The sequence below is a fragment of the Halorussus salinisoli genome (assembly GCA_005239435.1).
GTDB lineage: Archaea > Halobacteriota > Halobacteria > Halobacteriales > Haladaptataceae > Halorussus > Halorussus salinisoli.
Genome location: SZNP01000012.1, coordinates 22,209 through 41,517 on the forward strand (window position 1 = coordinate 22,209; position 19,309 = coordinate 41,517).

At 64.8% G+C, this 19,309-nt stretch carries 18 protein-coding genes; 10 read left to right on the plus strand and 8 right to left on the minus strand.

Features of this window, described 5'->3' with window-relative positions:
• Positions 1 to 395: 395 nt before the first annotated feature.
• Entirely contained in the window at positions 396 to 1,586 is a 1,191-nt protein-coding gene (locus E2484_RS24430) for an orc1/cdc6 family replication initiation protein (RefSeq protein ID WP_137287810.1), read from the plus strand.
• Positions 1,587 to 1,975: 389 nt separating this feature from the next.
• On the opposite strand, the gene E2484_RS24435 is transcribed toward E2484_RS24430, so the two are convergent.
• Positions 1,976 to 2,536 (minus strand): DUF7344 domain-containing protein, encoded by a 561-nt coding sequence (locus E2484_RS24435; protein WP_137287811.1) that lies wholly within the window; start codon positions 2,534 to 2,536, stop codon positions 1,976 to 1,978.
• Between the two features lie 142 nt (positions 2,537 to 2,678).
• Positions 2,679 to 3,014: a hypothetical protein gene (locus E2484_RS24440; RefSeq protein WP_137287812.1), complete on the minus strand. Its 336-nt coding sequence runs from the start codon at positions 3,012 to 3,014 to the stop codon at positions 2,679 to 2,681.
• Between the two features lie 273 nt (positions 3,015 to 3,287).
• On the opposite strand from E2484_RS24440, the gene E2484_RS24445 reads away from it, so the two are divergent.
• From E2484_RS24445 to E2484_RS24455, 3 genes are all read left to right on the plus strand, one after another.
• Positions 3,288 to 3,470 (plus strand): hypothetical protein, encoded by a 183-nt coding sequence (locus E2484_RS24445; protein ID WP_137287813.1) that lies wholly within the window; start codon positions 3,288 to 3,290, stop codon positions 3,468 to 3,470.
• Positions 3,471 to 3,519: 49 nt separating this feature from the next.
• Positions 3,520 to 4,221 carry a helix-turn-helix domain-containing protein gene (locus E2484_RS24450; RefSeq protein ID WP_137287814.1) on the plus strand — a complete coding sequence of 234 codons (702 nt, stop codon included), beginning with the start codon at positions 3,520 to 3,522 and terminating at the stop codon, positions 4,219 to 4,221.
• A 135-nt stretch (positions 4,222 to 4,356) separates the two neighbouring features.
• On the plus strand, positions 4,357 to 5,319 hold the full coding sequence (locus E2484_RS24455) for an AAA family ATPase (RefSeq protein ID WP_137287815.1): 963 nt from the start codon (positions 4,357 to 4,359) through the stop codon (positions 5,317 to 5,319).
• Positions 5,320 to 5,344: 25 nt separating this feature from the next.
• Here E2484_RS24455 and E2484_RS24460 read toward each other — a convergent pair whose 3' ends face one another.
• The 4 genes from E2484_RS24460 to E2484_RS24475 are packed head-to-tail and all read right to left on the minus strand — an operon-like array spanning position 5,345 to position 8,845.
• On the minus strand, positions 5,345 to 6,076 hold the full coding sequence (locus E2484_RS24460; RefSeq protein WP_137287816.1) for a DUF7519 family protein: 732 nt from the start codon (positions 6,074 to 6,076) through the stop codon (positions 5,345 to 5,347).
• Positions 6,073 to 7,335 carry a DUF58 domain-containing protein gene (locus tag E2484_RS24465; protein WP_137287817.1) on the minus strand — a complete coding sequence of 421 codons (1,263 nt, stop codon included), beginning with the start codon at positions 7,333 to 7,335 and terminating at the stop codon, positions 6,073 to 6,075. Before E2484_RS24465 ends, E2484_RS24460 begins: the two co-directional genes overlap by 4 nt.
• Positions 7,332 to 7,967: a DUF7269 family protein gene (locus tag E2484_RS24470; RefSeq protein WP_137287818.1), complete on the minus strand. Its 636-nt coding sequence runs from the start codon at positions 7,965 to 7,967 to the stop codon at positions 7,332 to 7,334. Before E2484_RS24470 ends, E2484_RS24465 begins: the two co-directional genes overlap by 4 nt.
• Complete coding sequence (locus E2484_RS24475; protein WP_137287819.1) at positions 7,964 to 8,845, minus strand: DUF4129 domain-containing protein; 882 nt, start codon at positions 8,843 to 8,845, stop codon at positions 7,964 to 7,966. The genes E2484_RS24470 and E2484_RS24475 overlap by 4 nt, the downstream gene beginning before the upstream one ends.
• Positions 8,846 to 8,998: 153 nt before the next feature.
• Here E2484_RS24475 and E2484_RS24480 point away from each other — a divergent pair, with 153 nt between their 5' ends.
• The 5 genes from E2484_RS24480 (at position 8,999) to E2484_RS24500 (ending at position 15,314) form a co-directional block, all read left to right on the plus strand.
• Complete coding sequence (locus tag E2484_RS24480; protein WP_137287820.1) at positions 8,999 to 9,985, plus strand: DUF4430 domain-containing protein; 987 nt, start codon at positions 8,999 to 9,001, stop codon at positions 9,983 to 9,985.
• A 302-nt stretch (positions 9,986 to 10,287) separates the two neighbouring features.
• Positions 10,288 to 11,922: a hypothetical protein gene (locus E2484_RS24485; RefSeq protein WP_137287821.1), complete on the plus strand. Its 1,635-nt coding sequence runs from the start codon at positions 10,288 to 10,290 to the stop codon at positions 11,920 to 11,922.
• A 63-nt stretch (positions 11,923 to 11,985) separates the two neighbouring features.
• On the plus strand, positions 11,986 to 13,113 hold the full coding sequence (locus tag E2484_RS24490) for a DUF1616 domain-containing protein (protein ID WP_137287822.1): 1,128 nt from the start codon (positions 11,986 to 11,988) through the stop codon (positions 13,111 to 13,113).
• The gene (locus E2484_RS24495; protein WP_137287823.1) at positions 13,113 to 13,691 is read left to right on the plus strand and encodes a metal-dependent hydrolase; all 579 of its coding nucleotides are present in this window, start codon (positions 13,113 to 13,115) and stop codon (positions 13,689 to 13,691) included. Before E2484_RS24490 ends, E2484_RS24495 begins: the two co-directional genes overlap by 1 nt.
• 123 nt (positions 13,692 to 13,814) lie before the next feature.
• Positions 13,815 to 15,314 (plus strand): twin-arginine translocation signal domain-containing protein, encoded by a 1,500-nt coding sequence (locus E2484_RS24500; RefSeq protein ID WP_137287824.1) that lies wholly within the window; start codon positions 13,815 to 13,817, stop codon positions 15,312 to 15,314.
• Between the two features lie 173 nt (positions 15,315 to 15,487).
• On the opposite strand, the gene E2484_RS24505 is transcribed toward E2484_RS24500, so the two are convergent.
• Positions 15,488 to 16,633: a PKD domain-containing protein gene (locus tag E2484_RS24505; RefSeq protein ID WP_137287825.1), complete on the minus strand. Its 1,146-nt coding sequence runs from the start codon at positions 16,631 to 16,633 to the stop codon at positions 15,488 to 15,490.
• Between the two features lie 355 nt (positions 16,634 to 16,988).
• Between E2484_RS24505 and E2484_RS24510 the strand changes: the two genes are divergently transcribed.
• Positions 16,989 to 17,957, plus strand: a complete 969-nt coding sequence (locus tag E2484_RS24510; RefSeq protein ID WP_137287826.1) for a glycosyltransferase family 2 protein — start codon at positions 16,989 to 16,991, stop codon at positions 17,955 to 17,957.
• A 175-nt stretch (positions 17,958 to 18,132) separates the two neighbouring features.
• Here the strand turns inward: E2484_RS24510 and E2484_RS24515 are convergent, their stop codons facing one another.
• Positions 18,133 to 19,209: a rhodanese-like domain-containing protein gene (locus E2484_RS24515; protein ID WP_137287827.1), complete on the minus strand. Its 1,077-nt coding sequence runs from the start codon at positions 19,207 to 19,209 to the stop codon at positions 18,133 to 18,135.
• Between the last annotated feature and the right edge of the window lie 100 nt (positions 19,210 to 19,309).

Below are 19,309 nucleotides of genomic sequence, written 5' to 3' on the forward strand. Positions count from 1 at the left end.
TTTTCCCCCTTATTCACTGGAAACGTGGTGTGTGTGATTTCGAGTCGCATACGGTGAACCGTCTCGACACTCGTCTACGGAATACTCACGTCGTGTTCCCGTAGCTACCAACGGGTAGAACCAGCGACCAACGAACAAAATCAGCAACCAACGAACAGAACCTGCAAACGGAACCAACGAACGGAAGACGGAACGAAGGACCGGAAGATGGAACCAACGAACGGAATTTCTAGCGAGAAAGAAGTAAATTTCAGCCGATACGTACTGTCCTTCCGATGAACGGAAACCTCTATTTCGATTGGACCTAAACCGCCGCTAATGACGATTTCACTGGAAACGTGGTGTGTGTCTCCCAACGGTAAACATAAGTGGCTTTCACTGGAAACGTGGTGTCGATGACCGACTCTAACGACCTCTTCTCCCGCGAGGATCCGGTCTTCGCCGACAAGGAACTCCTCGAGATAAACCACCTCCCCGACGACGGCCGCATCGTCGGTCGTGACGACGAGATTCAATCGCTCGCAAACGCCCTCAATCCGGCCCTCTTCGGCCAATCCCCGAGCAACGTCCTGCTCTACGGCAAGACGGGAACGGGAAAGTCGCTCTGTGCGAAACACGTCTCGCGGCAACTCATCTCCGAAGCGGCGCGCGACGGCATTACCGTGGGTAAAGCCTACGTCGACTGCGCCCAGGACACGACGGAGACGCAGGCCGTCCAGACCATCGCAAACAGCCTCAACACTGACGCGACTGAAATATCCGTTCCCGACAAAGGCATCTCCACGTCCACTTACTACAAGCGACTCTGGCGAATCCTCGACGACGAGTACGACGTGGTCGTCATCATCCTCGACGAAATCGACAAACTCGAAGACGACGCGATTCTCATGCAACTCTCTCGGGCGGGAGAAGCCGGGAAACTCGACCACTGCAAACTCGGCACCATCGGTATCAGCAACAAGATCAAGTACAAGGACCGGATGGACGAGCGCGTCAAGTCGAGTCTCTGCGAGCGCGAGTTCGTCTTCCCGCCGTACGACGCGACGCAACTCCGGACGATCATGGAAGCCCGCGACGACGCGTTCGAAGAAGGCGTCTTGGAGGACGGGACGATTCCGCTGGCGGCGGCCCACGCCGCGCAGGAACACGGCGACGCCCGGAAAGCAATCGACATTCTCAGGTACGCTGGCGAAATCGCGCAGTCGAAAAACGACGCTACCGTCCGCGAGGAGTACGTCAAACAGGCGCGAGACCGCGCGGAGAACGACCGATTCCGGGAACTCATTCGCGGTGCGACACCCCACTCGAAGCACACCCTTCGCGCCCTCGCCGGTCTCACGCTGAATCACACCGGCGAGGAAGCGTTTCGAACGTCCCGCGTCTACGAGGCGTACGAACGGATCTGCGGCCGAGACGGTGTCGACCCGCTCTCCGCCCGCCGCGTTCGGGACCTCCTCCGGGAACACGCGTTCCTCGACGTCATCGAACAGGCCGACCGAAGTGGCGGTAGTGCGGAGGGCAAGTACACCGAGCATCGACTCCTCGAAGACCCCGAAGTCGTCGTCGACGTACTCGACGCAAAGTGACCTACCTGACGCGAACTCGGCGTGTTAACGGCCGAAACTACGACATTCACTGGAAACTCGGTGTGTAGAGGAACTTATATTTCATGATAGTCAGGTACAAAAATCTACAACCCCGAGTAGTCGCCTCTCGGAAATCACCGGGAAGTAGGTCAGACATTGAAAAAGAGGTCTGACATAGTAGAAGGGGTAGTCAGATATAGGAAGAAAGAGCTCAAATATAGAGGAAAAAAGGTCAGACAAAGTGGAAATAAGGTCAGAAATAGAGAAAAAGAAACTAAACATAGAGAAAAGGAAGCCAGACATAGAAGAACAGTCTTCTAACACATGGAGATAAGCATATAAAATAGGGGTGGAAATAAAATCCCTAAATAGATCCATAGTAAACAGATCTACAGAATTCTATCTCCGAAGTGCGCTTGGACGAAGAGACCGATGGGGAGGAGATTGAGAGCGGCGACGCCGATAACGGCGGCGGTCGGCAGTTGCGGGAACGCGACTGCCGTGACGAGAAGGGTCGCAAGCGTCAACGTGCTCGTACAGACCGGAATCGTGCCGATGTGCCAACACCTCGAATCCGAGACGCCCGAGACGTGCGTAACCATCTCGAAGTTCTCCCCGGTCGATATCGACCGCTCCTCGCGGTCGTAGTCGATGACGTCGTGGCCGTCGAGTTTGTCGAGGTGGTGCTGGCTCAGTGACGTGTAGACGCTCTGGCGGAGGCTGTCGGGTGCCGACTCGTCGCCAGCGAGTACGTCGGCGATTGCGTCCGCGAGTTCTCGAACCGACACGTCGTCCGATGCCGAGCGCCCTGCGAGATATCGAACGCACTCACGACGTCGTGCGTTGGCGAGAAGTTCGTACGGCTGGTCGTCGCTCCACTCGTCGCGGTTCCGGTCGTCGTCACGATTGCGACGATAGGCCGGTGCGGCTTGGTTCAGTTTCAGACTCATCCCCCAGATACACTCGACGAGATGGACCGTACTCCCTTATCTATCGTGCAGTTAACGCGGTCGGTCGAACTTGCAACAGTTGTCGCAACAGTTGATGGAATTCTCACTGCCGACCGACCGGCAGTTCGTCGAACGCTCGCGATTACGCCGAGTAGCCGTCATCGGACCCGTCGGCGGCCGACTCCGCCGAATACACCAGTCCGACATCCATGTCGAAAACGAGAACCCCCTCGGCGTCGAGGTTCTGGAGGTAGTCGCGGTACAGCATCTCGTGTACGTCACCGTACTCGCTGTCGAGGTCCGGCGCGTGTATTTGCTCCGCGAGTTTGCTCACGGTAATCGGCGTGTTGGCTCTTTCGACAGCGATGCGAATTCGCTGAGCGAACCCCTGTCTGTCCCCCGTCGTCCCCGCCGGTTCAAATCCCCGAGACGAGCGACTCGGAGGGTCCGAATCCGGTGATTTCTGCGGCCGACTCATCTATGTCCGTACCTCCTCTCGTTCGGACTTAAGTATGAGGTGTCGTTGCACGATTCAAGCAATGGATAGTAGTCTTTGCAGGTACTTATAGTAATCTCCGCGAAATCTAGCTTCGGTAGGGAAGCGGACCCAGTTCGACGATAGCGAACCTGGTTCGGCAACAGCGAACCCGGTTCAGGCAACGTATGTGGTTGCTAAACCGTTTTACGGCGCTCAACAGTCGGGCCGATTTAACTAGTCTCCCCAGAACGACTACGCCGAGGGGAAGAGACAGTGAGTAAGACAGAAACTCCCACGGACGGCCTGACGAACGAAGAGTTCGAGTCCGCGTTGGCGGATTTGCTACGAACTGCCAGTCGGAACAACGTCGAGACGACGCGCTCGGTCGACGTGGCGACCGACACCGACGGCACCGAGTGGATGGTAGAGATAACGCGAATCGATCGACACCGCTGAACGCGGGATAGGAACACGTGTGGGAACTAGCAGACATGGTGGCCGTGCGATGAGCCGAGATGTCGACGACGAACCGCCCGATCCCGAGGTACCTCGCCGACCGTACACCCTATTCGTCCGCGCCCAACTCTCGCATCCGGGCCTCCCGTTGACGCCTACGCTGGCCGAGGCCCCCGAGACGGACGTTCGGCCACGGTCGCCCATTCTCGGTACCGACCGGTTCTTCTTCGCCGGGTTCGGTAGTGACCTCCCGGCGTTCGAGGAGGCGCTCACCGGCGACCCGACGGTCGAGGCGTCGTCGCTCGTCAGCGAGTTCGCCGACCGGCGAATCTATCGCACGGACCTCACGGACCGTGCCCGGGCGCAGTTGTCCGCGTTCGACGCGGCCGACGCGTACGTTCACGCCGCCAGAGGCACCCACGACGGGTGGATGGTCCGAATGGAGTTGCCCGACAGGGACGCCCTCGTCGATTTCGTCCGCGAGTGCCGCGGCGCCGACGTCGAACTCAATCTCCAGCGAATTACGGACACCGACGGCGTCGAATGCCACCACGACTACGGACTCAACTCCGAGCAAGAGCGCATCCTTCGGACCGCCTACCAGACCGGCTACTTCGAGGTTCCCCGGAGGGTCTCTCAGACCGACTTGGCGGACTCGTTCGATCTCTCTACTTCGGCGGTCTCACAGAACCTCCGTCGCGCGACTGCGGAACTCGTCGGAAACACGCTTCTCCCCGACCGCGAACCCTGACGGTCGTAGACGGGGCCGAACTGTTCTGGCGCGACTCCGAATCGCTCACCAACGCGGACCCTACTGGTTTCCCGACGCTCGCGGGCAGACGTTAGCAATCGCATTACTACGTGGCTGTCTCACCAACCGGGAGCCATGAACCCGTCCGAAGCCAGCCAGCACTGTACCGACGTGTTAGACGCCGTCTCGAACGCGGTCATCACCGAGCGCGAGACCCTGCGGACCATCCTCTCGGGAGTGCTGGCGAAGGGGAACGTGTTGCTGGAGGACGTTCCCGGCACGGGGAAGACGCTCACCGCCCAGAGCATGGCGACTGCGCTCGGTCTCTCGTTCAGTCGCGTCCAGTTCACCCCGGACCTGTTGCCCTCCGACGTGACGGGGACCGACGTGTTCAACGAGCGCAGCAGGGAGTTCGAGTTCAATCGCGGTCCGCTGTTCTCGAACGTCGTGCTGGCCGACGAGATCAACCGGGCCTCGCCGAAGACGCAGGCCGCCCTGCTGGAGGCCATGGAGGAAGAGCAGGTCACGGTCAACGGCCGGACCCACCAGTTGCCCGAACCGTTCGTCGTCATCGCCACCCAGAACCCCGTCGAGGACGGGCAGGGGACGTTTCCGCTCCCGGAGGCCCAGAAGGACCGATTCCTCGTGAAGACGAGTCTCGGCTACCCCGAGGAGGAGGGCGAACTCGAACTGCTCGAACGCCGGGCCGACCGCAACCGCCGCCATCCGAGCGCGGAGCGTCAACTCGACGCGACGGATCTCCAGACGATTCAGTCGCTCGTGGAGCGAGTCGAAGTCGACCGCGACGTGATGTCGTACATCACCGACCTCACCCGGGCGACGCGCTCGGACGCCCGGACGCAGGTCGGCGTCTCGCCGCGGGGAACTCAGCGACTGTTCGAGACCACGAGGACTCGCGCACTCCTGGAAGGCCGCGAGTACGTCGTTCCGGACGACGTGAAAGCGGTCGTGCGCCCGGTCGTGTCACATCGACTCGTGTTGACCGCGGACGCCCGCGTGGAGGAGACCACTCGGGCCGAGGTCGTCGAAGACATCCTCTCGGAAGTGTCGGTTCCGACGGTCAAACGCAAGGCGTAGGCCCGACGCCGACCGAAGACCGCCGTCACTCGTGAAGCGCGACGCTGAGAAGGATGACCGCGACGACGAGCAGTGCGAGCGCCGGGAGCGAAAGCCCGGTCGAACCCACCCCGTCTACCAGATTCCCCGTGAGGACGGCCGAACCGGCGACGAGACCCGCGCCGCAGGCGTGGACTCCCTCGGTGCGCCACGTCGAGGCCGCGCGACCCAACTGCTCGCCAACGTTTATCGCGTGTTCCCCGAGGTCCCACCCGACGACGGCCACGGCCGCCCCGGCGACGAGCGTCCCTGCCGGGACCGCGCGGAAGATTCCGGCGACGAGAACCCCGACGAGGACGAGACCCGCGCCGAGTTTCACCAGTCTGCGCGACCCAGACCCCGCTCGTCGCACCGGCACGAGTCCGATACCGAGCAGGAGAACCCCTAGGAGACCGGGAAGCGCCTGCAAGACGCCGGGAACGTCGCCCGCCAGCACTGCACCCGCGGGGACCCCGAGGACCGCGACTACACCACCGACGCCGAGCGCGAGCAACGACGATACGCGCCGTCCTCGCGCCCGAAGTTCGTCGCCCACGGCCATCGCCGCCAGACCCGAGAGGACGATGCCGACCGCCGAAGCGCCCGGACCGCCGACGAGGACGGTCCCGAATGCGGCGGCGAGCGCCGCGAGCGCCGCGCTTGGCCGCGTCGGTCGGCGTCGGACCGCAACTCCCGGTCCACCCGTCGCGGACTCTCCGTCGGCACTCGCTCCCGTCACAGTGCCCCCCGTTCGCCGGCTTTGGCGACTGCCGCGGCGAGACCGTCGTCGGCCGACCAATCGACGACCGGAATCTCTCGCCGCCGGAGCGACGCGATGCGGTTGGTTCGTTCGGTCGCCGCCAGTCGCTGGCCGGGCGTCTCGCTACCGGTCGCGTCGGGACTCACGACGGTCACGCTGTGGCCGTGAGCCTCCAGTCTGCTGGCGGCAGTCACCGCCCCGTCGTCGCACAGTGGCGTGAGAAACGTGACCTGCGTGTCCGGGCGCAACTGACGCCGGATGCGGGCTATCTGGTCCTCGACCGGCGGTCCGTCGTCGTCACCCGGCGGCGACGCCGAGAACGCGGGGTGGGTGGCGAGCAGTCGCATCGTCCGCGACTGGTGGTCGGTCCCGGCCCCCGGAGCGAGCCAGCAGTCCTCGCGGCCGAGCGCCGCCACGCCGACTCGGTTTCGTCCAGTGAGGAGCGCGCCCGTGAGTCGCTGTGCGGCGGCGACGTTTCGGACGACCGCGTGGGGTTCTCCCTCCCGCGCTCGGTAGGACTCGGCGCGGGCGTCCACGAGCAGGACGACCGAGGCGCTGCGCTCCTCGCGGTACTCGACGGTCGTGAGTTCGCCGACGCGGGCGAACCGCTTCCAGTCGATTCGGCTCATCGAGTCGCCGCGCCGGTACTCTCGGGTCTGGTAGAACTCGATGCCGACGCCGCCCTGGTCGGTCAGCAGGTCGCCCGCGTCCTCGATGGCGAGGTTCCGCTTCGGCGGCGTCCCGCGAGCGACGGTGCAGTCGATTTCGGTCTCCGCGGCCACCGTGGTTTCGACCTCGTGGGCACCGCTCAGGTCGCGGACGACCGCCGTCGCGGGGTCGAACCCGTGCTTGCCCTCCTCGGCGTTCACGACGTAGCTGAACGTGGCTTCCCCGCCGGGTCGGAGCGGTCCGCCGTACCGCGGTGACCCCGACGTGACAGTCAGCGCGGGCGGGACGCCGTCCACGATGCGGAGGTCGAAGAGCCAGTCGTCCCCGGCGTTGGACACGGTGACGGTCACTTCGACCGACTCCCCCGGCGTAGGTGCGCGGTCGCTCAGTCGGCGCTCGATTTCGAGCGTCGGCGTCGAGGGCGGCGCGGGCGAGAGTCGCGGGTAGGCCGCGAACGCGACCCCGACGGCCGACACGAGGACGAGCGACGGCCGGTCCGTGGCGAGACCGATTCCGCCGACGAGCAACGTCACCCCCACGATTCCCCGCCAGCGACGAGTCGTCGTCACCCCTCGACCTCCCGTTCGGCAGTAGCCGTCTCTCGCGCGGTGCTGGCCGCTTCTTTCTCTCCTTCCTCCCACTCGGCGACAACCGCCACGGCCCGCCGAGCGCCGCGGCGACTCCACGGCTCGCCGCGCAGGAGCGCCAGCACGCGGGACTCGACGCCCGGCCCGCGGTCGGCGAGGAACGCGGCCGCCTCGCGGTCGTCGGTCCACGTCCCCTCGTCGAGGCGCTTCCGTGCTTCCTCGCGGGAACACTCGCCGCGGCGGACCCACGTCTCGACGGCGGCGGTTCGGAGGCGCTCCCGGAGTTCTTCGCGCCGGGTCTCGCCGACGACCGGCAGGAGCGCGGCTCTGCTGGCGAGCGCCTCGTCCACGGAGTCGCCCGCCGCGGGCGCAGTTACCGGTTGCTCGGGCGTCGGCGTTTCCGTCTGGCGGAGGGCGTCGTTCCGTCCCGACATCAAAGCCGACGCGGCGACGAGCAGTCCGACGCCCGCGAACGTGACCACGACGAGGTAGTCGTTGCCGAGCGCAGTCACCATCGCTTCCACTGCCCCACCTGCGGGGTCGCCGCCGAGCGCGAGCGCGACCCCGAGCGCGAGGACGCCGCCAGCGCCCGCGACGATTCGGTATCGCTTCACTGCCGGACCTCCAGTTGCGACCGCACCCGGTCGAGGGTCTGCTCGGCGCGACGACGCCGCTCCTCGGTCACGCGAGCGCCGCCGTAGCGGACCTCCTCGAACAGCGAGGTCAGCGTCTGGGCCGCGTCGGGGTCCACGCCGTGGCGTCTCGCGGCCGCCGCACACTCCCGAGGAGTGAGGTTCCGTCGGTTCCCGAGTTCGAGTCGTTCGACCATCTCGAACCACGCCGACGCGACCTCGTTCTGCGGGTCGGGTTCGAGGTCGGTCTCGTCGGTCGTCTCCTCGTCCAGCGGCGTCGGAGCGACCCGCGAGAGGAGTCGGTCACGGTACCGGACCACCGCGGCGACCACCGCGATCAGCACGACGAGGGGAAGTATCCGCAGTAGTAGGTCGAACAGGTCCTGGAGGAGCGACAGCAGCCGTTCGAGGAGGCTCGGCTCCGCTATGGTCTGGCCGGTCCCGGACTGGGAGTTCGACCCACTTCCGCCCTGATTCTCCTCGTCGCCGCTTCCGGCGCTCTGCTGTTGCTGGCTCTCGCCGCTCCCGCTCCGTTCGCTCTGCTCTCCGTCGCCGGGGTTCGACGCCGCCCCGGTCCGGTCGCCGCTCTCGTCGGCCTTCGACCCGACGCTCTGGGACCCCGACCCGGAGTCCGAATCGCCGGACGACGACCCCGACTCCCCGGACCCCGACTCTCCGCCGTCGATGGCTCTGTCGAGGTTCTTCGCTTGTCCCGTTCCGAGAGGTATCTTGTCGTATTCGACCTCCGTGACCTCCTCGGGGTCGGTCGAGACGGTCGAGTCGAGCGTGGTCGAGGTCGCTCCGATGGCGAGGACACAGCACAACGCGACGATTGCTGTGAGAACCGTGTCCGCCTTCATCCTCTGGCGGGATGGACCTCTCGACGGGTTGTTCGGCGAGCCGTTTCGTGCATCTCTTGTCCGGTCGCTGGACGCGCCCGGGGATAATTATGTCGCGCTTAAGTCCGACGTAGCCCACGGATAATAATTGACCCACGCTTCCGTCTCCGTATTATGACTAACCTGTTGATGGACCGGCGAACGATTCGCCGCGTCGTTACCGTAGCCGTAGTCGGATTACTGATAACTTTCTCCGGCTGTTCGGCGCTCGGTGGTGACGTCGGCGGTTCGGCGGACACCGAAACGACCACCGCGGAATCGACGGCGACGGAACTGACGACCGAGGCGGGCGAGACGACTGCGGCGAACGATAGCTCCGAAACGACCACCGGGGACGGCCACGGTCATTCGCACGGCGACGAGACGACCACGGACGACTCCGGCGAGACGAACGCGACCGGCGACCTCTCGGGCAAGATGACCGTCGCCGTCGCTGGCACCGAACTCCCGCTGGACGAACTGGCTAGCGGCGAGGTGTCGATGGCTTCCGACGACGAACACACCTGGCGGACGAGTTCGAATCTCACCCTCGCCGAGGCGCTCTCGTCGTTCGGCGTCGAGGCGAGCGCGGAGCAACTGAGCTACGACGGGACGACCTACAACGAGGAGACGAACGGCACCGGAATTCACTACCGGGTGAACGGCGAGTCGGTCGACCCCGAATCCTACACGCTTCAGGACGGCGACCAAGTGTGGGTCACCGTCGAGACGGCCGACACGAACTACTCGGTGCCCGGCAACTACATCCGCGCCAACCAACAGCACATCCACGGCCCGATGACCTTCGTCGTGGACGGCGAAGAAGTCGACTTCAGCGAGGAGCGATTCCAGTCGGGCCACCGCCACTTCCACTTCGAGGGCGGGCACGCTAACCCGTGGCACGCTCACTCGTGGAGTATCACCCTCCAGTACGGGCTGAACACGCTGTCGGGAATCAACGTCACCGAGGACTCCGTGACGTACAACGGGACGACCTACAGCGAGGCCGACCCCGACACGAACGTCTCGATTACGGTCAACGGCGAACCGGTCGACCCGAGCGAGTACCTCCTCAAGGACGGCGACGACGTGCGCATCGTGGTCGAGAAGAACGCGTCCTGAGGACTACAATACCGACGCAGATACAGGTTTAAAGGATGTGAAAGTTTCCGAAAGATAGGAAAACACACCTCAAACGAATGCGAAGTTAGTCACACTCGCACGCAGTCCGGTCTGAGGGACGTTCGCGTTCGTCGCGGCCGACTCGTCGGCCGCGACTCTGTGCCGGTCGTCGGCTCATTCTCCAGGTTGCTTACGCCATTTAGAAATTGCCTAATTTAAAGGATGGCTATGTGAACGCCAGCAACCAATTGGGGTGAACGAAAGGTTTCTTTCACGGTTCAATCCCGACGAACCGTGGAAACATGACTACATTCGACGAAGACTCTACGGCACGCGATATTCCTTCCGGAGATAGCGAATCTGCGGCCTGCGACGAATCGACAGACGACGCTACGCGAACCGACTCCCGACGAGGATTTCTCGCATCACTCGGAGCGGTCGGCCTGCTCGGCGGCGCTTCCCCCGCGCTCGTCGGCCGGGCCAGCGCAGCGTCGACCGACCGAATCGAGCAATTGAAAGACCAATACAGTACCGTCGTCGACGTCGCGGACGCAGGCGCTGACGACACAGGCACGGAATCGATTACTCCGGTACTCGACAAGCACGCGGGCGACGACACCCTGTTCGTCTTCCCGCCGGGTCGGTACCGGATGAACGAGGAGTTCCGACACACCGGTTTCGACCACTTCGGAATGGTCGGCAACGACGCCACCATCGTCCCCGGCAACTACTGGGACTTCGAGGGTCCCAACCGGCGACTCTTCCGCCTCGGCGTCTACCACACTCCCGGCCGAGACCTGCTGGTCGAAGGGTTCACCATCGACCAGACGGCCCCCGACACCGGCATCCGGACCATCGAGGCTCAAATTTCGGACGGTCTCACGGTCCGCGACATCGACATCGTCGGCAAGCACGACAGCGGTACGTGGGGTCCCGGCCTCTTCGACGTGATGGACCCCAAGGGGACCGGAGTCGTCGAGGGGTTCCGAGCTCCCGGCGGCGGCGAGTGGGTGTCGAACACGCCCAACGACGGTAACCTCTGGCGAGGACCTTCGGGCGTCCTCATCAGCCGATACCACGAGGGGACGGTCGAACTCGTGGACTGCCAACTCGGCGGGTTCCCCGACAACGGTCTCTACGCCGGAAACGCCAAGGGGACCGTCATCGTCCGGCGCGGCGTCTACCGCAACAGCCACGCCAGCAACCTCAGAATCGGCGGCCACCACAGCAAAATCGTGGGCGCGACGGTCTACGTCGACGACAACCCCGAGAACTTCACCAACCAGCGCGGGATTCGACTCGACCAAGGCTCGTGGCTCCAGGTCCTCGACACGGCGGTCGTACTCGACAAACCGACCGGCAACGGTATCACGGTCCTCAATCCCGTCGAGTCCGCCAAGATTCACAACTCCTCGGTGACTCAGCGCACCGACCGCACGAATCAGGCCATCGTGGTCGAGGAGAAGGCCGGACCGACTTACATCCAGAAGTCCAGCATAGAGATGCAGGGGAGCGGTAACGCCATCGAAATCAAGGGCGGCAACGACCCCGGCGAAGTCGGCTGCTCGAACATCACCGTCACGGGTCAGGCCCCCGGTAGCGTCTACCGGAACGCCATTCGGTGCGAGCGCAACGACTGTTCCTTCCGGGACCTGGAGATCGACCAACCCGGAAGCGACTACCGTCGCGCTCTCGAAATCAACGGCGACGACTGCTATGTGAACGGAGGGACGTTCGAGACGACTCACCACCCCATCATCGTCAACGGCGACAGTGCGTGGATAGAGTCGGTGTACTCCGATTCCTACTCGGGTTACGAGTCGATTCGGCTCAACGATTCGAGTTCCAACGTCACAGTCAAGGACAGCATGCTGGCCGACGGCGTCCTCGACGTCGGTTGCGATGGTCTCACGATGACTGGCAACGAGGTGCAGTAGCCACTCGACCATCGACTTTACCCGGCTGATAATAAAGTCCCGGGCGTTCGTAACCTCTCACCGATGGAGTCACGCGCTGCCCGCGGATACCTCGACCTACTGGTCGCGCTCGGTTGGCTAGCGCTCGCCGCCGCCGTGACCGCCCTCTCGCTCGACGGTATCGTCCGTCTCGTCCTGCTCGCTCCGACGACCGTCTTCGTACCGGGATACGCTCTCGTCTCGCTGGTGTATCCGACCGCCGGGTCGCCGCCCGACGGGTCGACCATCGGACCGACCGGAACCGGACTCCGGAAAGCGTTCTCCCGGGGGAATCACGCCATCGGCGGCGTCGAGCGAATCGCGCTCGCGGTCGTCTGGAGTTTCGTCATCGTGCCGAGCGTCGCGCTCGGCGTCCACTTCTCGCCGTTCCCAATCGAAACCCAGCCGATACAGATCGGCGTCTTCGGCGTGACGTTCGTGCTGTTGGTCGGCGCGTTCGTGAGTCGCGCCCGCCAGTCAGCCGACGAGCGATTCGCACCCACCGTCCCGTCCCTTCCGGGCGTCTCCGGCCGGTCGTCCGGACTCGGCCACTCGTCGTCAGGCCTCGGGACCTCGACCGCCTCGGCGGGACGCTCGTGGTCGCAGGCCCTGCTCGTGGTGAGCCTGCTCGTCCTCGCGTCGTCGGTCGGGTACGCGCTCGTCGCGCCGCCAGCAAACGACGGTTTCACCGAACTCTACGTCCAATCTGGCGACGTGAGCAACGAGACGACTTCGCTGTACCCCTCGACGCTCGTTCGAGGCGAGACCCAGCCCTTCGAGTTCGGCGTCACCAACCGCGAGGGGTCGTCGGTCGAGTACAGCTACGTGGTCGCCTTCCAGCGAATCGACCGGCCGGACTCGGCGACTGGCTCGGCCGGAACCAATCAGTCCGGTTCGGGCAATAGTTCGGTCGAGGTGATCGCCCAGACCGAAGTCGACCGCGGCGAGTTCGAACTCGCCGACGGCGAGACGCGGAACGTCACCGCCCGAGTCACCCCGCAGACTACCGGCGACGACCTGCGCGTCGTCGCCCTCGTCTACCGTGGCGACCCGCCGTCGGACCCGAGCGTCGAAAACGCTTACCGGTCGCTCCGCCTCCCCGTCGACGTCACAGCGAGCGACGGTAGCGGAACGAACGACTCGGCGCTCGGAGCACCGCGGGGCGACCGCTGATGTGGCCGTGGGAGCACGTCGCCTTCGGCTACCTGCTGGTCTCGCTGTTCAGCCACGTCGTCCGCGGAGAGTCGCCAAACGGTCGGGTCGCGCTCGCGGCCGGACTCGGGGCCGTCTTTCCCGACCTCGTGGACAAGCCCCTCTCGTGGACGTTCGGAGTGTTCCCCTCGGGCTACGCGGTCGCTCACTCGGCGTTCGTCTTCCCGGTGTTCGCGCTGGCGCTCTGGCTCTCCGTCCGCCGCCGCGGAGCGGGCTATCTCGCAGTCGCGTTCCTCGTCGGCCACGTTTCCCACCTCGTCGGCGACGTGGTGTACCCCTTCGTACTCGGCGACGAGTTGGCACTCAGCGCGGTGCTGTGGCCGGTCGTGGTCTCGCCGGCGTCGCCGACCGAGGCGGGACTGGTCGCCCGGACGCTGTTCTACCTCCGGTCGTGGGTAATCCGGTTCTGGGCGCTCGAACTCGGACCGCTACTCCTGTTCGAGATGGCCCTGGCCGGAGTCGTGGCCGCCGTCTGGCTCTACGACGGCGCGCCAGTCCTCGCGGAGTGTCGGTCGTTTCTGGCGAGACGGACCGACTGACGAGCACCCCGGCTTCGATCTCGCCGGACTACCCGCTCCGGGCGCTTGGCAACTGTTGTGAACCGTTCACCGCTGGAAACGGTCGACCCCATATAACGCACTCTCCTGAGAGGCGAGAGATGGATGTCTTCCGAAGACGACACTCCGAAGCAGTCGAGTAGACGGAACTTCCTGACGGCGGCCGCGGCGACGGTCGCACTCGCGGGCCACGGGTCGGCCCAATCCGAGTACGATACCGTCGTCGACGTAGTCGAGGCAGGTGCCGACAACACCGGAAACCAGCCGATAAATCCGGTTCTGAATCGGCTCTGTGGCAACAGTACCACCGACACGCTTCTCCGATTTCCACCGGGAACGTACGCGATGGACGAGATGTTCCGACTCACCGATTACGATCACGTCGGGTTCGTCGGCGACGACGCGACAATCGTCCCGACTCCCGACTTCGACACCACCGCGCCGTGGCTGTTCCGACTCGGGGTACTCGCCGACCCCGGTCGGGACCTTCATTTCGAGGGGTTCACCTTCGACTTCACGGCTCCCGACACCGGGATGCGTGCGGTCGAAGCCCAGGTCACGGACGGCCTGACGGTCCGAGACGTTCGGGTCGTCGGCCACCACGACACCGGGACGCTCGGTCCGGGCATGTTCAACGTTCTCGACCCCGACGGGTGGGGAACCGTCGAGCGATTCGCGGCCCCCGACGGGGGTGCCTACTCCGAGAACACCGACGGAAACATCGAGGTCGGGCCGACCGGAGTGCTGGTAAGTCCTTACCACCGTGGCACGCTCCGCCTGCGCGACCTCGACATCGGCGGCTTTCCGGACAACGGCCTCTACGCCGCGACGCCCGACGGCCGGATTCTGGTCGAGGGCGGCCGCTACCGGAACAGCAACGTCGCCAACGTCCGCATCGCTGGCGACGGGAGTTACGTCCGTGGCACTCGAATCGAGGTAGACGAGAACCGGCCCGAGGACGTGAACCAGCGCGGACTCCGCCTCGACGGAGGCCGGGACCTCTGGGTCGAGAACGTCAGCATCGGCCTGTCCCGACCCAACGGCTACGCCCTCTCGGTCCAGGACGAGGTGGAGTCGGCCCGCATCGAAGGGACCGACATCGCAGTCGCCGAACGACCCAACACCGCGATGGTCGTCGCGCCGAACGCGAACCACGTCTCCGTCGTCGACTCCGATATTCACCTCGACGGCGGCGGCCACGCGCTGGCCATCTTCGGCCACGCGCCCGGCCCGGTCGTCGCCCGAAACCTGACCGTCTCGGGGTGGGCGACCGGCGAGGCCGGCCGACCTGCGATTCTCTGTCACCGCGACCACTGCGAATTCCACGACCTCGCGGTGTACCAACCCGGCGAGAACCGCCGAGCAATCGACGTTCACGGCGACGACTGTCTCGTCTCGGGCGGAACCTACATGGCGAGCAACTATCCGATGTACAACGTCGGCTCTCGGACCCGATTCGAGGGCGTGACCGCCGACTCGTGGGGCGACTACGCCGCACTCTACCTCGTCGACGGTGACGACGTAGAGGTCGTCGACTCCACCCTGTACGGCGGTATCCGAAACGGCGGCGGGACTCTCGCAACTCGAAGCGGAAATACGACGTAGAAGCGGGCCACTTCCGGGTCCTGACCGACTCGGAAGCGGCGATGCGACGAGGTCGCTCGTCGCGTCACTCGATACTATCGCGTCACGTGATTGGCGTCACGTCACGCGAGATGCGTCGCGCCGACCGCTGGCTGGCGGTCGCCGTTGACGGTGCTGGACGTTCGTCGCTGACGCTACTCCGACGCCGTTTCTTCCTCCTCCGGGTCACACGCTGATTGCTGTTCTCCGCTCTCCACCTCGATGGTCTCCGAGGAGGTGTCCTCGCTTCCGTCTTCGTGAACGACCGTGACCGTGGCGTCGTAGCTCCCTTCGCCGTCGTAACTGTGGCTGGCCGTCGAGTCGTCCGTCTTCTCGTCCACGTCGCCGTCAGCGTCGAAGCCCCACTCGTAGGTCACGTTCTCGCAGGCCTCGGCGACCCCGTTGGCCTCGAACGTCACCGACTCGTCGGCGGTGACGTTCGCCGAGGAGACCGAGAGCGTAGCGTCCGACTTCTCGTCTTCCGAATCGTCACCGGACTCGGAGTCGTCGCTATCGGAGTCGTCGCCGTCCGAATCGTCGCCGCCGGACTCCGAGCAACCACCTCTCTCGACGGTAATCGGCTCGCTCTTGTCGAGCGAGAACTCGGTGCCGTCTCCCGACTGGAGTTGCCAGTCGTCGATGTCGTCGGTGGCGAAGGGCCACGGATTCGTTCGGTTCCGGTAGGCCCACGAGTCCTCGCCCCACTCGGCGTCGATGGTGACTGCCTCGAACTCACCGTCGAGGCCGCGGACCGCCGCGCCGTCGGTGCGCCCGTCGCTCCACATCCAGTGGACGGTCGATTCGGTCTCGCCGTGGACGAAGTTGTCGTCGCGGTCGGGGTAGTCGTCGTCCTCCACGACCCACTCGCGGTCCTCGGGCAGGCCCGAAACGTGGAACGACGCCGCGCCGCCGTCGGACTCGTTGAGGTCGTCGTGGAGCATCACGAGGCTCAGGCCGTCAGCACCGTCGTAGACGAAGACGTGGCTGACCTGATTTTCTTGGATGGATTGGGAGCCGTCGCCGTAGGAACCGTACAGCGTCCCCGGCCCGGACCGGTAGTCGTAGAACTCCGAGACGGTCTTTTCGCCCGACCCGACCGCAGTGACCTCGTAGCACTCGTCGCCCTGCACGACGTGGAAGGTCTGGGTTCCGGTGTTTCCGGCCGCGTTTTCGGCGTCTCCCGCCGCACTTCGGTCGGCGTCCCCGACTCCAGTCCCGCCACTCCCGGCGGAGACGGTCCCGAAGGACGACGCGAGCAGGAGTGCGACGAGCAGGACGCTCGTCGCTTTCGCGCTCGTCACGACGAGTCACCTCCTCGGAGTCGCCGCCACCGACCACGTGGTCGCCGCCACTGCGATTCGTAGCGTATCTGTGTCGAAATCGTGCTTTGCATGCTGATTCGGCTGTCGTGAGTTCGGTCTCTCGGCACGGTGCGCCGGCCGTCCGCGAGTCTGTCGTCATGGCATCGTCCTCCCACGTTCCGCGGTAGCAATCTTTACTATCGCACCGCTAAGCCGTTGGAAAGCAGGGTCTACGCCCGGCAACGACGTGAAACAGTCCGGCGCTTTCTCTCGAATCGCGTCCGTCTACTCGTCTTCTCGAACCGGGTTTAGCCGGTCAGTAGTAATGGCCGGTCGTACCGTACGCCCCGAGAAGATGCCCACAGTTTCGGTCGTTATCCCGACGTACAACCGGGCAGAATTGCTCTCCAGAGCCATCGACAGCGTCCTCGCACAGACCTACGACGACTTCGAACTCGTCGTGGTGGACGACGGCTCGACCGACGACACGGAAGCGGTCGTGACCGGCTACGACGACGACCGGGTTCGGTACCTCCCCCACGAGACGAACCGTGGTGCGAACCCGGCGCGTAACACCGGAATCGAGGCCGCCGAGGGCGAATACGTCGCCTTCCTCGACTCGGACGACGAGTGGAGACCCCGGAAGCTCGAAGCCCAACTCGACCGCCTCGACGGCACCGACGACGAGTGGGTCGCGGTCTACTGCGACTACGAGGTGACGGTGCCCGGCGCGTCGGGAGCCCTCAGAGAGACCGCCGCCGAACTCCTGTCGGCCGGTGACGACGCCGACGCCACGGTCGAGGGCGGCGAGGACCTCGTGGGCCCGACGCTGGCCGACACCCTCCACACCGGGGCCGGTTCGACCCTCCTCGTTCGGACCGAGGTCGCTCGCCGAATCGACGGCTTCGACGAGGACCTCGACTGGTTCCAGGACCCAGACTTCCTGCTTCGGGTTCTACTCGAAGGCAAACTGGCTCACGTCCCCGAGGAACTGGTCGTGCGCCACTACTCGGGGTCGCCCGACGCCGACACCGCGGCCGCGGCCGACGTGGAGTTCCTGGACAAGCACGCCGACCTCGTCCGGGAGTCCGAGCGCCGCGGCTACGACGTGTCCGGTGCCCACAATCTCGTCCTCGCAAAGTACTACCTCCGAGAAGGTCGCTTCCTGCCGGGTCTCACGAAGCTCTATCAGGCCTCTGTCACTCCCCGGCAGGTCCCCTCGCTGGTGTGGTTCGCGGCGACTGGGAGTCGCCGGGGTCGGTCGGCAGTGCTGGCGGCGTCGGCGCTGGCGTTCGCGATGCTGGTCGCTCGGCGGAGTCGGTAGGGCGCGAGGAGACGCGACGCTTCTTTTTCGGCGGTAAGAATCGTATCGATTTCTTTAGAACAGGGATATAGATACAAAAGAAAGGAGAATATTTCTCGCTTGCGAGCGCCCAAAACGAGCCAACCGAACGGGTCTCGAATGTCGAGCACGCGCTCGGCGCTGTTCGGGTCGCCGACTACCAGAACCGGCCGCCGACCAGACGGCCGAAGATGTCGTCGGTGTCGGAACTGTTGCTGTCGGTGCTGGTGCCGTCGGATCCGGGCATGGCGGTGTCGTTGGTGGTCGTACTGTTCGTCGTCGTGGTTCCGTTCATCGCAGTCGTGCTATTTGTCGTGCCGTCTGTCGTCGTCGCCGTCTCGTTAGATCCCGTCGTCGTGGTGCCGGTCGCATCGTCAGCGGTGACGGTCGCCCCGGCGAACGAACGGAGCGTTCCCTCGACCTCGTAACTCGGCGTGCCGACGGTCACGGTGTCGGACCCCGAGACGGACTCGAACGCGAACTCGATGGAGTACGAGCCGTCCGAGGCAATTTTCGCGCTCGACACCTGGTCGGTCGCGCTGTGATAGACGTAGGCGACGCCGTCAGCGTCGCTGTTGGCGGTTTCCCCGTCGATAGTCCACGTCTTCGCCGTCGCGGGGACGCCCTTTCCGGCGGTCGGATAGTCGGCGACCTGCCACGCCTGATACCCGCCAGCGAGGGCGTAGACCGCCTCGAAGCCGCTGTCGATGAGGTTGGCCGCGCGCTGGACGGCGAGGTGGATCGGGCAATGACAGTAGACGACGACGCGGTCGGATTTCGGCCAGTCGTTCGTCGGGCCGTCACTACTGCCCGTCGGCGCGGGACTCCGGACGGCCCCGAGGACGTGCGAGACCCGATAGCCGAGTTCGGCTCTGGCGTCCATCATCCGGGCCTTGCGGCGGGCGTAGAGGTTGTGCGCCACGTCGAGGGGAACCAGTGGGACCTCGACCGTCGAACCGCTCTCGGCCTGCTCGCGCACGGTGGGGAAGGAGTCGGCGTCGAAGTCCATCGCCGAGGGCTGGTCGTCGAACTCCGGTGGGTAGCCGTCGTCGGGGTTCGTGTCCTCGGGGTAGTCCTCACTCTCCGTGGTCGTCTCCTCGCTTTTCGCGGTCGTCGTCGCAGTCGTAGTCGTCGTGTCTTCGGGGTTCGACCCCTGACATCCGGCGAGCATCGCAGTCGCGGTTGTTCCGGCGGCCATCAGGTATCGTCGTCGGGTCGTTTCGTCGGGCTCCATACATCCCGCTCGGACCGCAGCGAGGTTTATTACGCGCCAGCTATGCGTGACATAGCCGGTGGATAGGTACTTGTATGATGATTGCCATCTCAGTATCCCG

Excerpts from the sequence above, each read along its gene's own strand:
- E2484_RS24430 (WP_137287810.1), top strand. The coding sequence starts at position 396 with ATGACCGACTCTAACGACCTCTTCTCCCGCGAGGATCCGGTCTTCGCC.
- E2484_RS24435 (WP_137287811.1), bottom strand. The coding sequence starts at position 2,536 with ATGAGTCTGAAACTGAACCAAGCCGCACCGGCCTATCGTCGCAATCGT.
- E2484_RS24440 (WP_137287812.1), bottom strand. The coding sequence starts at position 3,014 with ATGAGTCGGCCGCAGAAATCACCGGATTCGGACCCTCCGAGTCGCTCG.
- E2484_RS24450 (WP_137287814.1), top strand. The coding sequence starts at position 3,520 with ATGAGCCGAGATGTCGACGACGAACCGCCCGATCCCGAGGTACCTCGC.
- E2484_RS24455 (WP_137287815.1), top strand. The coding sequence starts at position 4,357 with ATGAACCCGTCCGAAGCCAGCCAGCACTGTACCGACGTGTTAGACGCC.
- E2484_RS24475 (WP_137287819.1), bottom strand. The coding sequence starts at position 8,845 with ATGAAGGCGGACACGGTTCTCACAGCAATCGTCGCGTTGTGCTGTGTC.
- E2484_RS24480 (WP_137287820.1), top strand. The coding sequence starts at position 8,999 with ATGACTAACCTGTTGATGGACCGGCGAACGATTCGCCGCGTCGTTACC.
- E2484_RS24485 (WP_137287821.1), top strand. The coding sequence starts at position 10,288 with ATGACTACATTCGACGAAGACTCTACGGCACGCGATATTCCTTCCGGA.
- E2484_RS24490 (WP_137287822.1), top strand. The coding sequence starts at position 11,986 with ATGGAGTCACGCGCTGCCCGCGGATACCTCGACCTACTGGTCGCGCTC.
- E2484_RS24495 (WP_137287823.1), top strand. The coding sequence starts at position 13,113 with ATGTGGCCGTGGGAGCACGTCGCCTTCGGCTACCTGCTGGTCTCGCTG.
- E2484_RS24500 (WP_137287824.1), top strand. The coding sequence starts at position 13,815 with ATGTCTTCCGAAGACGACACTCCGAAGCAGTCGAGTAGACGGAACTTC.
- E2484_RS24510 (WP_137287826.1), top strand. The coding sequence starts at position 16,989 with ATGCCCACAGTTTCGGTCGTTATCCCGACGTACAACCGGGCAGAATTG.
- E2484_RS24515 (WP_137287827.1), bottom strand. The coding sequence starts at position 19,209 with ATGGAGCCCGACGAAACGACCCGACGACGATACCTGATGGCCGCCGGA.